Source organism: Sphingopyxis sp. FD7, assembly GCF_003609835.1.
Classification (GTDB): Bacteria; Pseudomonadota; Alphaproteobacteria; order Sphingomonadales; family Sphingomonadaceae; genus Sphingopyxis.
Window position 1 is genome coordinate 1,635,294 of record NZ_AP017898.1, and the last position, 13,496, is coordinate 1,648,789.

Genomic DNA, 13,496 nt, shown 5'->3' on the forward strand with positions numbered 1-13,496 from the left:
ATCTGTCCTGTCTGGTCAGGCGGGCTGGTGGCCGCCGTGGTCGGGATAGGCTTCCTCGATCCGGACGCCGAGCGCCTCCATCACGGGAAAGTCGTTGAACGAGAAAAGGAAGGCCTCTTCGTCCGGGTCGAGATTGACATGCTCGTGCCAAACCCAGGCGGGCACACAGAAAATATCGTGCGTTTCCCAGTCGAAGCGTGCGCCGCCGATGATCGAATAGCCGCGCCCGCCCGCGACATTATAGACGACATTGCCCGTGTGGCGGTGCGCTTTCCCGCGAAAACCGCCTTTGAGCATCTGCATGTGCGCGCCCATCGTCTGGAGCGCCCAGCCGCCCGTGAGCGGGTTCGAGTAGCGCAGCATATGCCCGTCGAAGGGCGACCCGTCGGACACTTTGGCGAGGTTCCACAGCGCGTCGCGCGTCGCGTCCCAGCGATAGACCATGACCGGCGAATAGGGCTTCTCCCACGCCGCGACGCCTTCGGGCCGCAGCGCGGCGCCGCCAAAGGTGTGCGGCAGGTCGTCTATCGGAAACGCCGCGGCCTGCGTCGGCTGGTCATAGACCGCGTAGAAATTGGTCTCGAGGCTGTTCATCAGCGGAATGTCGAGCCCGTCCTGCCAGATTGACACCTCGCCGTCCGCCACAACCCCATGGTCGTGCCAGCAGCCGCCCGGCGTCAGCACATAATCATTGGCGCCCAGCGTGATGTGGTGGCCGTCAACGACGGTATAGGCCCCCTTCCCCTCCATGATGAAGCGGTGCGCCGAGGCGGTGTGCTTGTGCGCGGGGGTAATCTCGCCGGGGCGCATCGCCTGCATTCCACTGAACAGCCAGCCGCAGACCGCGACATTCTCGCGCCCTGCGTCGCTGTCGTTGAGCAGCGTCACGACGCGGCGCCCCGCCTCTTCGGGCCTTACGAGGTCGAGCGCGCGGAGGCACATGGCGCGCATGTCGGCGTAGCGCCAGAGCGTCGGGCGATAGCGTGTTTCGGGCTCCCACGGCTCGATCGCATTGGCGCGTTTCCAGAAGGCGCCGGCGTTGCGCGCTGCAAGCTCCTGATAAAAGGCCTCCAGTTCGGGCGTGTCGGTGACCCGCGACCGGCCGAGCACATCGTCGCGCGGGTCGATGGTTGTGGGATTATCTGCCATCATGGCGCCTCCTCGCCGGGATCGACGGGCGGCACCTCGTCGACGAACAGGGCCGACGCGCGCGGCGTGCGGTCGACCGTCAGGTTGAAGATGTCGAAGCGGTTATAGCCGCCGATGATGTCGTGCATCAGCTTGGGCCGGACGCACTCGCCAAGGTCGATGTCGGCGTAGACGATGCCTTCTTCGTCGATCAGCGGCTCGCCGACCGGATGGCCGTGCGGGTCGATCACGCCCGACCAGGCACTGTTCGGGCGCGATAACAGGTCGCGGTTCTGCGGGCGGTCGGCGCTCATCGCCGCGACGATCTCCTCGCTTATCGCCGAGCAGGCGACGATGGTGAAGACCTTGCCCTCGAAGCTGTGGGCGGTTGCACGGATCTTGATGGCTTCCGCCATATTGTAGGATGCGGGCGCGACGGGCAGCGCGATATAATTGGCGACGTGAACCAGCTCGCCCTGCGACAGCAGCGCGAAGCGCGCGAGCGTGTTGGTATTTTCCCCGCACGCCAGCGTGCCGAGCGGCCCGACGGGCGTGTCATAAACGCGGATCGAGCTGCCGTCGCCACCCGCCCAGGTCAGTTTCTCGGCCCAGGTCGGCACCAGCTTGCGGTGCCGCCCGAGCAGGCGGCCGCCGGCGCCGATGATGAGGTTCGTGTTATAGAGCGTGCCGACGCTGACCGGATCGCGTTCGTTGATGCCGATGACGACGGTGCAGCCATAATCGCGCGCGGCGTCGCAAAGCGCCGCGACTTCGGGACCATCGACAAGCACCGACGCGCGATAAAGCCGCTCGTGCCATTCGGCCCCTTCGATCGGCGTCATCAGCCAGTTCCAATAGGGATAGGCGGAAACAAACACTTCGGGGAAGGCGACGAGCTGCGCGCCGTTTCCGGCCGCCTCGGCGATCAGCGCGCAGGCCTTGTCGACGGTGCGCGCGGTGTCGAGGAACACCGGCGCGGCCTGCACCGTGGCGACGCGCGATTTGGGCAGGACGGGCGCCGAGACGTCGCTCATGTCACCGCCGCGCGCTGATGATACTGCGGCTTGTCCCATGCCCGCATCGCGCAGACGATTTCGAGCCGCCGGGCCGTCTCAACGATGTCGCGATAGCGCAGATACAGCGGCGTCAGCCCGAAGCGCAAAATGTCGGGGGTGCGGAAGTCGGCGATGACATCCAGTTCCTTGAGTGCCTGGACGATCTGATATCCCTGCGGGTGCGCATAGGCGACCTGGCTGCCGCGCAGCGCATGATCCTGCGGGCTCGCCAACGCGAAGCCATAGGTGTCGCAGAGCGGCCGCATAAGCTCGATAAACAGGTCGCCGAGCGCGAGCGACTTGCGGCGCACCTCGCGCATGTCGGCTTCGAGCATCAGATCGACACCGACTTCGAGCGCCGCGAGGCCGAGCACCGGCGGCGTGCCGCATTGGAAGCGCTCGATCCCCGCGGCGGGATCGTAATCTTCTTCGAAATCGAACGGCCGCGCATGGCCGAACCAGCCCGACAAGATCGGCGTGGCGCCATGGTGCCGCGCGGCGGCGAAGAGATAGGCGGGCGCGCCCGGACCGCCGTTCAGGAACTTGTAGCCGCAACCGATCGCAAAATCGGCGTTCGCGCCGTTGAGGTCGACCGGAATCGCGCCCGCGCTGTGGCTCAGATCCCAGACGATAAGCGCACCGGCGTCGTGCGCCGCGCGCGTGATCGCCGCCATGTCGCGCACGCGGCCCGACTTGTAGTGAACCTGCGTGAGCAGGAGCACCGCAACATCGTCATTCAGCGCATCGACCACCTCCTCGGGCGCGACGGTCAGCGCCTTGACGCGCCCGCCCGAAAAGGCCTCGATGCCCTGCATCATATAGACGTCGGTGGGGAAGTTGGTTGCTTCCGACAGGATCACCGTGCGTTCGCGTCGCAAGGAAAGCGCGGCAGTCAAGGTCTTGAAGATATTGACCGAAGTGGAGTCGGTTGCGACGATCTCCCCAGCCTTGGCGCCGAGCAGCCGGGCGATCTTGTCGCCGATCCGCCGCGGCGCCGTCGACCATTCGGCGGCGAGCCACGAGGTAATCAGCCCCTCGCCCCATTCTTCGCCAATAACCCCCGCCAGCCGCTCGCCCGTCGCCCTGGGCAGCGCGCCGAGCGAATTGCCGTCAAGGTAGATCAAGCCTTCGCGCAGCTGGAAGCGCCTGCGAAAATGCGCGAGCGGATCGGCGGCGTCGAGCGCCGACACATCGGGGGCGGTCATCGTGCCGGTCATGCCATCTCCCTCAATATCGCGCGCACCGGGCTGGCGTCGGCGCCGACGATGCGCAGCGGCAGCGCAACGAGTTCGTATCGGCCGGGCGGCGCGTCATCGAGCACCAGCCCCTCCAATATCCGCATATCGGCCGCCTTCACCGCCTGATGCGCGTCGAGCGTTTTCGACTGTTCGGGGTCGAGCGAGGCCGCGTCGGTGCCGATCAGGCGCACACCCATGCGGCCCATTTTTTCGACCACTTCGGCCGCGATCGCGGTGAAATCGCTGTCCCATTCATCGTGCGGAAAACGCGCATAGGTGCGCAGCAGCACGCGCTCGGCGCCCTCGACCGCACCCCAATCGACATCGCCGACCTCGACCCGCCCGCGCGCGTGGCGCACGTCGAGCAGCACGCACGGTCCGATATAGGGTTCAAGCTCGCAGTCGGCCGACGAAGCGCCGTCATTGGCATAGTGGAGCGGCGCGTCGCCATGCGTTCCCGCGTGCAGCGGCGTGAACATGCCGCCGACATTGACCGGGCAGCCATCGCCGATCACCGCATGGCTGTGCAGCGCGAAGGCGGGCTCGCCCGGCCATACCGGCACCGCGGCGTGGAGCGGCTGCGAAATGTCCCAGATGCGGCTCATTGGCGCTCCCCCGTCGCATAGTCGCCACCCTCGCGCGGCGCGACCATCTCGGTGCGCATCGACCAGAGTTCGGGAAAGAAGCTGAGACCCAGCGCCTTGACGAGATAATTGACCCCCGACGAGCCGCCGGTGCCGGGCTTGTGCCCGATCACGCGCGCGACGGTCTTCATGTGCTTGAAGCGCCATTCCTGGAAATAATACTCCAGCGCGGTGATCTTTTCGGCGAGCATATAGAGGTCCCAATGATGCTCGGGGTCGGTGTAGATGGCGAGCCACGCCTGCTCGACCGCTTCCGACGCTTCATAGGGCTGCGTCCAGTCGCGCTCCAGATGATCGGCGGGAATGGCAAAGCCGCGCCGCGCGAGCAGCCGCAGCAGCTCGTCATAGAGCGACGGCGCCTCGAACGCCGCGCGCAGCCGCGCGGTGGCTGCGGCATCATCCTTGTGGACGATCATCATGTCGCCGCGCTTGTTGCCGAGCAGATATTCGAGCTCGCGATATTGCTGCGACTGAAAGCCCGAGGCGCGACGCAGGAAACCGCGAAAGGTCAGGAAATCATGCGGAGTCAGCGTCGCGAGCACTTCCCAGCTGTGGATCATGTGACGCTGGATCGTCGCGATGCGGTCAAGCCCCTTGCCCGCGACCGCCAGCCGGTCGGCCTTGATCGCGTCGTAAACGATCCGCCCCTCGTGCAGCACGAGTTTCAGCCACAGCTCCATCGTCTGGTGCATGATGATGAACAGCATCTCGTCGGGCTTGTCCGACACCGGCACCTGCGCCGACAGCAATTGCGCCGTCTGGATGTGCCGCGCATAGGTCAGCCCATTGTCCCACTGGATCGTCTCGCCGTCGATCTCGGTTTCAAAAACCTCGGTATCGCCGTCGCGCGTCTGCCTGATCATATGCCCGCCTCTCCGTCGCCCGACCACGGCGCCGCGGTCGGCAGGCGTCCTTCATAGGCGACATCGCCGCGCCACGCATCACCCGGCGCGATGGCCGGTTCGCTCGCGATCTTGCGATAGAGGCTGGCGAAATCGGCCTCCTCGGTCGCGCGCAGCAATTGCTCGAACCCCGCGACGACGAAATAGGTCTGCTGAAAGGCGTCGAAATGATAGCGCGTCCGCATCACGCGCTCGACGTCGAGCCAGACGCGCCGCGGTTCGGGCGCGGTCAGCGCAAAGGCCGTTTCGGCGAGGCTCGACAGCAGCCCGCCGCCGAAGGCGCGCAATTCGCCCTCCTCCACCACCAGCCCGAACTCGACCGTATAGAGCCAGAGCCGCCCGAGATAATCCGACGCCCCCAGCTTTTCGGCGCGCAATCCCGCCTCGCCATAAGCGACCAGAAAATCGCCGAAGGCCGGATCGGCCAGCATCGGCACATGCCCGAAAATGTCGTGAAACATGTCGGGCTCTTCGCTGTAGGCGATCTGTTCGGGCGGGCGCAGGAAATTGGCGGCGGGAAAGCGCCGGTTCGCCAGATGCTCGAAAAAGGGGGCGTTGGGAATCCAGCCGGGGACCGCGACGACTTCCCAGCCCGATGCGAGTTTCAGCCGCGCGTTAAGCTCGGCAAAGTCGGGAACGCCGGGTTTCAGCCCGCGCAACAGGTCGAGCCCGTCGAGGAAGGCGCGGCAGGCATAGCCGCCCAGCGCCGCCGATTGCCGGTCGAACAGGGTCTCCCACGTTCGATGCTGTTCCGGTGTGAAGGCCTGCCAATCCTGCCGCATCGTCCAGTCGGCCGCGACGCCTTCGGGCGGGGTGTCGAAAATGTGCGTCGCGGCCAAGCCTTCCTCCCAAGCTCTCGTTTCGCAGCGTAGCGCGGACCCGAGCGAACATTGTTCGGATTATCGGCCGTTGAGCCACGAGAGCCGAACAAACGTCCTTTCAATTCGACGTTTGCCGGAACATAATTCCGCCAAGCGGCGCGATGACCGCGCCATTTGACTACACAACGATTCGGGACGGAACGCATGGACAGGCTCGACTGGAAGATCATCGCCAACCTCGAACGCGACGGGCGGCTCTCCTATGCCGAGCTTGGCGAGCAAGTCGGCCTGTCCAAATCGCCCTGCTGGTCGCGGGTCAAGGCGCTGGAGGCGGACGGCGTGATCGCGGGCTATGCCGCGCGGATCGACCCCGAGACGATCGGTCTCGCGGTGCAGAGCTTTGTCGAGGTGCAGATCCGCTTCGACGCGCATGGCGAGTTCGAGGCGGCCGTGCTCGCGCACCCGGCCGTCGTCGAATGCCACACCACCGCCGGCGAAAGCGACTATCTGCTCAAGGTTTTCGCGCGCTCGGCCGACCATCTCGACGAGCTGCTGCGGCACAATCTGTCGAAACTGCCCGGTGTGCAGCGGCTCAAAACGGTCGTCTGCCTCAAGACGATCAAGCGCCACGGCGACCTGGCTGAATGGGCGCGCATCACCGAAGATCAGGGCAGAACACGCTAAATCGCTGTTTTGCCGATCGGATTGTCGCTACCGTCCACAGCCGCCCGAACCGCGCGGAAATAATCGCACCGAAACGGCGCAAATCCCCCTTAAATCCGGCATCATGCGCTCGTTAAAGCTCGCATGACCACCAAAGCGACAGCATCGAACGAGCCGGTAGGGCGGCTCATGGGTTGGCTGGGGCTTCGCCGCGCGCGCCGCGGCACCTCCGATGGCGGATATCCGCCCCCCGACCCCGGCGGCCCGCGCGACCTCGCGCGCGAGGCGCGTTACGAGCTCGCCGCCTCGATCACCTCCTTCCTCGTCGACAATGATCTCGAAGTTTCGCCCGCGAACCTGCTGATCGCGCATGGCGCCTTTTCGGGCAGCAATCCCCGGCTGGCGCGGCGCGTCGTGGCGCAGGCACAAAGTCCGCAGGGCATCACCCAGAAATGGCTGGACGAACTCGGCGAAGAGGAAAGCGGTCAGCCCGACCGCGTCGAACTCGACAAGCTGATGACGCGGCTCGAGGCGAATCTCGACGCCTTTCACACCAATACAAGGCAAGCGCGCTCCGCCACGAGCGATTACGGGATCGAACTCGAACAACATGTTTCCGACCTCGAGCAATTGCAAAAGACCGGCCGCATCGTTTCCAGCCTCGCCGATCTCGCCAAGGTCATGCTCGAACGGACGCGCAAGGCCGAAGAGGATATGCGCAAGAGCGAGGATGAGGCAAAGGCGCTGCGCCGCAGCCTCGACCGCGCCAAACGCGATGCCGAACTCGACTATCTGACCGGCCTGCCCAACCGCCGCGCGTTCGAAAACCTGCTCGACCGCCATTACAGGGAAGCGCGCGCCGCGCTCGAACCGCTGAGCGTCGCCTTTTGCGACATCGACGAGTTCAAGAAGGTCAACGACACGCACGGCCATGAAGCGGGCGATCGCGTCATCAAGGCGATCGCCGATACGCTGGCCCGCATCTCAAACGACAAATGCCACGTCGCGCGGCACGGCGGCGAGGAGTTTGTCATGCTGTTCCGCGGACTGACGCCGACCGAAGCGGCCGAAAAGCTCGACGACGCGCGCGAGGCGCTCGCCGACCGGCGCCTTATCAACCGCAAGACCGACGAGCCGTTCGGGCAGATCACCTTTTCGGGCGGCGTGGCCGATGTCTTCGGCTATGGCGACGCGCGCGCCGCGTTGAAAGCAGCCGATGAAGCGCTTTACCGGGCGAAAGCGGGCGGCCGCAACTGCATCCGCATCGCCGATCCGGCCTGATGGCCGACCTGCCGCGAGGGCGCGGGAGCCGCGGGCAACGCGCCTGATCGCCCGTTGCCCGCGGCCTTGCCGTCAGGCGACCGGACGCCGCGCGTAATAGCCGAATCCGGCGATCACGGCGTAGCACAGAGCGGGAAGCAGCAGCGCGGTTGCGAGGCTGCCCGTCAGATCGGCGATGACGCCTGTGGCCAGCGGAACGACCGCGCCGCCAAAGATCGCCACGTTGATGATACCCGATCCGTCGGCCGCGCGCGGCCCGAGCTTTTCCGACGCAAGGCTGAAGATCGTCGGAAACATGATCGCGTTCATCAGGCCGATCGCCAGCAGGCTGTAGCCCGAGACGACGCCGGTGGTGTTGGTCGAAATCAGGATCAAACTGATCGCGCCGATCGCGACGCAGGCCAGCAGCTTGCCGGGACTGACAACGCGCATCAGGCCCGATCCGATAAAGCGGCCGACCATCGCGCCGCCCCAATAATAGCCGATCAGCTTGCCCGCATCCTGCTCGGCCAATGCCATGACGCCTGGCTGCATCAGATAGTTGACGATGAGCGAGCCGATCGACACCTCGGCGCCGACATAGAGGAAAATGCAGAGCGCGCCGAAGCCGAAGCGCGGCCGTCGCAGCAGATCCAGACCCGCAAGGCCCGTACTCGCTTCATGCTTTTCGCCTTGCAAGCGGTTGCGGAACAGCCACACGGCGCCCGCGACGACCGCGAGCGCGGCGGCGATGCCCAGATAGCCGTGGACGATCGCCTGGCTTTCGGCGGTGCGATAGGCGTCGAGTTCGGCACCCGACAGTTGGTCGGCGCTGACGGTCGCAAGGCTGCCAAGGATCAGGATCGACCCGACGATGGGAAAGATGGTGGTCCCCAGCGAATTGAACGCCTGTGCAAAGGTCAGGCGGCTGTGCGCCGTTTCGGGCTTGCCGAGCAGCGAAATGAGCGGATTGGCGACGACCTGCACGATCACCACGCCGCTCGCGAGCACGAACAGCGCGAGCAGGAAGAGGCCATAGACCGCCTGCTGCGACGCGGGGATGAAGAGCAGGCAGCCGGCAAGCATCGTCAGCAGCCCCGCCACGGCACCGCGCATATAGCCGATCCTCTTGACCAGCTTGGCGCCCGGAATGCCGATCACCAGATAGGCGGTGAAGAAGCAGAACTGGATCAGCATCGCCTGCGTGTAATTGAGCGTGAACAGCTCCTTCAGCTTCGGGATCAGCACATCGTTCAGCGACGTGATACCCCCAAAGATGAAGAACAGCCCCATCACGAACAGCCGCAGCTCGGGCGCGTCGACATGCGTGCCCTCCGCTTCGATCGCGACCGGGTCGGTGCTCGATGAAATATCCGGCGCTAAAGCCATGTCACTCTCCCCAATTTGGTCTTGGCGAACCTGGTGCTGGTCTTGTCGCTTTGCGGGCAGCGGGCAAGCCCGCGCGCGGTCCAGGCATTCGTATTCAACGGCTCCAGCGCGCAAAGATCGCGGTCGGCAACAGCAGCCCGCGCGCCTCCTCGCGCACCGCCAGCTCGCCGCATTCGACGCGGCCCGGCAGGTCGGCGAAAAGCTGTGCAAGCAGCTCCCCGATCGCGAGCGCCGACATGCGCACCGCATAGACGGTGAGGAACAGCGCGCGGCTGTCGGCGTCGAGCAAGCGGCGGCAATCGGCAAGCAACGGCGCCAGCCCCTCTTCGATCTGCCAGCGCTCATTATTGGGTCCGCGGCCGAACTTGGGCGGGTCGAGCAGGATCGCGTCATAGCGCCGCCCGCGCCGCACCTCGCGCGCGGTGAACTTGCCCGCATCATCGACGATCCAGCGTATCGGCTTGTCGGCCATCTCGCCAAGCGCCGCATTTTCGCGCGCCTGCGCCACCGACTTTTTCGACGCATCGACATGGGTGACCGACGCCCCAGCGGCCGCAAGCGCCTGGCTGCCGACCCCGGTATAGCCGAAGAGGTTGAGGAAGGCCGGGTCCGCCTTGTCGGCGATGCGCTCGCGCAGCCAGTCCCACACCGGCGCCATGTCAGGAAAGAAGCCCAGATGGCGGAACGGCGTGCAGGAGGCGGTGAAGCGCGCCTCGCGCCAGCCAAGCGGCCAGCCCTCGGCGGGCACGGGCCTATTGTAATACCAGCGGCCGCCGCCATCGTCGTCCGACGCGGGAATGAACTCGCCGTCGGCTTGGTCCCATTCGCTTGTCGGCAGCGCGGGCGCCCACATCGCCTGCGGTTCGGGCCGGATGAAGCGATAGGGGCCATAGCGTTCGAGCTTGCGGCCGCCCCCGCTGTCGACCAGCCCATAATCGTCCCATGCCTCGCCGACGAGCGTGACGAGGGGCAGAAGATCAGCCACGCGCGGCTTCCGCGAGGATAAACGCCTTCACCGCGTCATAATCGCCGGGAAGCTTGGTATAGCGTTCCTCGCGCTCGAACAGATTGCCCAGCCGCGCGGGGAGCGGCGGGCGCACGCCGGTCGCGCGCTCGACCGCCTCGCGGAACTTCGCCGGATGCGCGGTAGCGAGCGTGACGACCGGAACATCGGCGTCGATCTCCAGCGTGCGCGCCGCGGCAAGCCCGACCGCGCTGTGCGGGTCGATCAACTGCCCGCCCCGCTCCTGCGCCCAGCGCAGCGCAAGCGCCATCGCGTCGCCGTCGATGCGCGCGCTCGAAAACAGGTCGCGCGCGCCGCCGAGCATGTCGGCGGGGATCGTCATCGCGCGCTTCGCATCGAACTCGCCCATCATGCCGGTGATCGCCGCGCCGTCGCGGCCCGCGAGGTCGAACAGCAATCGCTCGAAATTGCTGCTGACCTGGATGTCCATGCTCGGCGTTGCGGTCGGGGTTACCGTCCCCGCGCTATAGTCGCCGCTGGTCAGCGCACGATGCAGGATGTCGTTGACATTGGTTGCGACGACCAGCCTTGCGACGGGCAAACCCATCTGCGCCGCGACATAGCCCGCGAACACGTCGCCGAAATTGCCCGTCGGCACGCTGAACGCCACCGGGCGGTCGGGACCGCCAAGGCGCACCGCGGCGTAGAAATAATAGACGATCTGCGCCATCAGCCGGGCCCAGTTGATGCTGTTGACCGCCGACAGATTGACCTTGCCCCGCGCCTCTTCGTCGCCGAACAGCCGCTTCACCATCGCCTGCGCATCGTCGAAACTGCCGTCGATCGCGATATTGTGGACGTTGGGCGCCAGCACCGTCGTCATCTGGCGCCGCTGCACGTCGCTGACGCGGCCTTCGGGGTGGAGCATGAAGATGCGGATATGCTCGCGCCCGGCGACCGCCTCGATCGCCGCCGATCCCGTGTCGCCCGACGTTGCGCCGACGATGGTGATGGCGGTGTCGCCGCCCGCGAGGAACGTCTCGAACAATTCGCCGAGCAATTGCAGCGCGACGTCCTTGAACGCCAGCGTCGGCCCATGGAAGAGTTCGAGCAGCCAGTGGCGATGATCGAGCTGGACCAGCGGCGTCACCGCATCGTGGCTGAACCGGCCATAGGCAGCCTTGCACAGCCTGCGCAGCTCGTCCTCCGCCAGCACGCCCGCGACAAACGGCAGCATGATGCGCACTGCGGTTTCGGTGTAGTCGAGCCCCGCCAGTGCCCTGATCTCGTCTTTCGACATCTGCGGCCATCTGGTCGGCACATAGAGCCCGCCATCGCTGGCAAGGCCCGCGAGCGTGGCGGCACGAAAGTCGAGGGTCGGCGCAGCGCCGCGGGTGCTGATATAGTCCATGACGCAGATGCGCCTAGCGGCGACGGCTTACGGTCGCAAGCGGCGACGCACGGCCAGGATATAGATGACCAGCGCCGCGGCGGCGAAAAGGAACCATTGCACCGCATAGGCCAGATGATTGTTCGGCGTGTCGTCGGCCGACGGCACCGCGCTCGGCCGCAGCCCCGCGACCGGCGTGTCGGCGACCAGCATCGCGCGCGGGGGGGACGCCTTGCCCGACGCCCGCGCGATCATGCTCGGCTGTTGGGGGCCGGGCACGATCGTCCCCTGCACGATCCCGCCGCGCCATTTCGGCGGCGTGAAATCGTCGCCGATCCCGACATCGACCAGCACGCCCGGTCCTTCGGCCCCGGTGCGGCAGTCGGCGATCATGCGAAAGCCGGTGCGGCCCTTGCGGTCGGTGCCGCTGCGCGGATCCCAGCGCACGGGTTCGAGGCAGACGACGCTGCTCTTGCGATAGAGCATCGCGTCGGGAACGGGCGGTAGTTCGGGGTAGGTGACGAGCGACGACATCGCCATATTGCGCTCGTAAAGCGCGATCAGCGCTTCCTTGTCGGCCTTGCGCTGGAGTTGCCAGATGCCGAGGCCGATCATCACCGCGACCGCGATGAGCACGAGCAGCGTCGGGATCAGCGGCCAGCGCGGCGTCGGCGACGCCGCGGGCGGGGTCGGTGCGGCGGGGTCAGTCATGCGGATCGTCCAGCTTGCGCCCCTCGGCCGCCTGCCGCTGATGTTCGATCGCGAGCAGCGCCGCCTTGCCGACGCGCAGGCCATAGACGACCGCCGCGGCGGTGAGCGGCACCCACAGCAGGACATGCACCCAGAAGGGCGGACGCACCATGGCGTCGAGCGCGAGCGCGGCCACAACCAGCAGCGCGCCGATGAAGAGGGTTAGGAACGCCGCGGGCCCGTCGCCGACATTATAGGCCGAAAAATCGAGCGCACACATGCGGCAGTGCGATGCGAACTTCACCGGCCCGTCGAACAGCGTCTGCGCGCCGCAGCGCGGGCAAAGGCCAAAAAGGGCAGCGCGCGCGACTGGCGGCTGCCCTTTTTGATCTGGCTTTTCGCCGGGCAATTTAGTGCGCAGCGACCGGCGCGCCCCAGCCGCCCCAGACATAGACGATGATGAAGAGGAACAGCCACACGACGTCGACGAAGTGCCAGTACCAGGCGGCCGCCTCGAACCCGAAATGCTGCTGCGGGGTGAAATGCCCCTTATAGGCGCGCACCAGGCAGACGATCAGAAAGATCGTGCCGACAAGAACGTGGAAACCGTGGAACCCCGTCGCCATGTAAAAGGCCGAGCTGTAATTGCTCTGGCCGAAACCCCACGGCGCGTGGGCATATTCATAGGCCTGGATCGACGAGAAGACGATCCCGAGGATGATCGTCGCCCACAGGCCTTTTTTCAGGCCCTCGCGGTCGCCGTGGATCAGCGCGTGGTGCGCCCAGGTGATCGTCGTGCCCGAGCAGAGCAGGATCAGCGTGTTGAGCAGCGGCAACGAAAAGGGATCGATGACCTCGATGCCCTTGGGCGGCCACATGGTGATCGCATCGGCGCCCTCCTGCCCGAAGAGCGAGGTCACCGCGCCGTCGGCATATTCGATCGGCACCGGGAACAGCGAAAAGTCGAACCAGGCCCAGAACCAGCCGACGAAGAACATGACTTCGGACGCGATGAACAGGATCATGCCATAGCGCAGGTGGAGCTGGACGACCGGGGTATGGTCGCCCGCATGGGCTTCGTTGATGACGTCCGCCCACCAGCTGAAGAAGGTCGCGATCACGCCCATGAAGCCGAGGCCGAGCACCCATTTGCCCGCGGCGCCGAAATAATCGTCGTGCATGAACATGACGAGGCCGAAGAACATCACGAGCGCCGCGAACGAGCCGATGAGCGGCCAGACGCTGGGGTTTACGAGGTGATAGTCATGATGTTTGGCACCGGCCATGTCACAATTCCCGTTTTTGCTGCCCCAGCATCGCGATTCCCCACCGCCTGCCGGTCCTTGTTAGAC

At 65.8% G+C, this 13,496-nt stretch carries 14 protein-coding genes; 2 read left to right on the forward strand and 12 right to left on the reverse strand.

The genetic code is table 11. The annotated features are described in order from the left end of the window. Window positions 1-15: 15 nt before the first annotated feature. Genes SPYCA_RS07635 through phhA form a run of 6 tightly spaced genes read right to left on the reverse strand, consistent with a single transcriptional unit; the run spans window position 16 to window position 5,806 of the window. Window positions 16-1,149 (reverse strand): cupin domain-containing protein, encoded by a 1,134-nt coding sequence (locus SPYCA_RS07635; RefSeq protein ID WP_120219649.1) that lies wholly within the window; start codon window positions 1,147-1,149, stop codon window positions 16-18. Continuing rightward, window positions 1,149-2,162, reverse strand: coding sequence for a carbon-nitrogen hydrolase family protein (locus SPYCA_RS07640; protein WP_120219650.1), 1,014 nt, complete (start codon window positions 2,160-2,162; stop codon window positions 1,149-1,151). Before SPYCA_RS07640 ends, SPYCA_RS07635 begins: the two co-directional genes overlap by 1 nt. Continuing rightward, window positions 2,159-3,400 carry a kynureninase gene (gene kynU, locus SPYCA_RS07645; protein WP_120219651.1) on the reverse strand — a complete coding sequence of 414 codons (1,242 nt, stop codon included), beginning with the start codon at window positions 3,398-3,400 and terminating at the stop codon, window positions 2,159-2,161. The genes SPYCA_RS07640 and kynU overlap by 4 nt, the downstream gene beginning before the upstream one ends. Beyond that, on the reverse strand, window positions 3,397-4,026 hold the full coding sequence (kynB, locus tag SPYCA_RS07650; protein WP_120219652.1) for an arylformamidase: 630 nt from the start codon (window positions 4,024-4,026) through the stop codon (window positions 3,397-3,399). Before kynB ends, kynU begins: the two co-directional genes overlap by 4 nt. Beyond that, window positions 4,023-4,928: a tryptophan 2,3-dioxygenase gene (locus tag SPYCA_RS07655; RefSeq protein ID WP_120219653.1), complete on the reverse strand. Its 906-nt coding sequence runs from the start codon at window positions 4,926-4,928 to the stop codon at window positions 4,023-4,025. Before SPYCA_RS07655 ends, kynB begins: the two co-directional genes overlap by 4 nt. Then, the gene (gene phhA, locus SPYCA_RS07660) at window positions 4,925-5,806 is read right to left on the reverse strand and encodes a phenylalanine 4-monooxygenase (RefSeq protein ID WP_120219654.1); all 882 of its coding nucleotides are present in this window, start codon (window positions 5,804-5,806) and stop codon (window positions 4,925-4,927) included. Before phhA ends, SPYCA_RS07655 begins: the two co-directional genes overlap by 4 nt. A gap of 186 nt (window positions 5,807-5,992) precedes the next feature. On the opposite strand from phhA, the gene SPYCA_RS07665 reads away from it, so the two are divergent. Both SPYCA_RS07665 and SPYCA_RS07670 read left to right on the forward strand, forming a co-directional pair. Then, entirely contained in the window at window positions 5,993-6,472 is a 480-nt protein-coding gene (locus SPYCA_RS07665; RefSeq protein WP_120219655.1) for an Lrp/AsnC family transcriptional regulator, read from the forward strand. Between the two features lie 123 nt (window positions 6,473-6,595). Then, window positions 6,596-7,732: a GGDEF domain-containing protein gene (locus SPYCA_RS07670; RefSeq protein WP_232003584.1), complete on the forward strand. Its 1,137-nt coding sequence runs from the start codon at window positions 6,596-6,598 to the stop codon at window positions 7,730-7,732. 72 nt (window positions 7,733-7,804) lie between these two features. On the opposite strand, the gene SPYCA_RS07675 is transcribed toward SPYCA_RS07670, so the two are convergent. From SPYCA_RS07675 to SPYCA_RS07700, 6 genes are all read right to left on the reverse strand, one after another. Then, window positions 7,805-9,100 carry a sugar MFS transporter gene (locus SPYCA_RS07675; protein WP_120219657.1) on the reverse strand — a complete coding sequence of 432 codons (1,296 nt, stop codon included), beginning with the start codon at window positions 9,098-9,100 and terminating at the stop codon, window positions 7,805-7,807. A 94-nt stretch (window positions 9,101-9,194) separates the two neighbouring features. Then, window positions 9,195-10,073, reverse strand: coding sequence for a class I SAM-dependent methyltransferase (locus tag SPYCA_RS07680; protein WP_120222205.1), 879 nt, complete (start codon window positions 10,071-10,073; stop codon window positions 9,195-9,197). Between the two features lie 4 nt (window positions 10,074-10,077). Next, the gene (gene thrC, locus SPYCA_RS07685) at window positions 10,078-11,475 is read right to left on the reverse strand and encodes a threonine synthase (RefSeq protein WP_120219658.1); all 1,398 of its coding nucleotides are present in this window, start codon (window positions 11,473-11,475) and stop codon (window positions 10,078-10,080) included. A gap of 27 nt (window positions 11,476-11,502) precedes the next feature. Then, window positions 11,503-12,165, reverse strand: coding sequence for an SURF1 family protein (locus SPYCA_RS07690; protein WP_232003585.1), 663 nt, complete (start codon window positions 12,163-12,165; stop codon window positions 11,503-11,505). Next, on the reverse strand, window positions 12,158-12,595 hold the full coding sequence (locus SPYCA_RS07695; RefSeq protein WP_443029500.1) for a DUF983 domain-containing protein: 438 nt from the start codon (window positions 12,593-12,595) through the stop codon (window positions 12,158-12,160). The genes SPYCA_RS07690 and SPYCA_RS07695 overlap by 8 nt, the downstream gene beginning before the upstream one ends. After that, window positions 12,555-13,430, reverse strand: a complete 876-nt coding sequence (locus SPYCA_RS07700; protein ID WP_120219660.1) for a cytochrome c oxidase subunit 3 — start codon at window positions 13,428-13,430, stop codon at window positions 12,555-12,557. The genes SPYCA_RS07695 and SPYCA_RS07700 overlap by 41 nt, the downstream gene beginning before the upstream one ends. Between the last annotated feature and the right edge of the window lie 66 nt (window positions 13,431-13,496).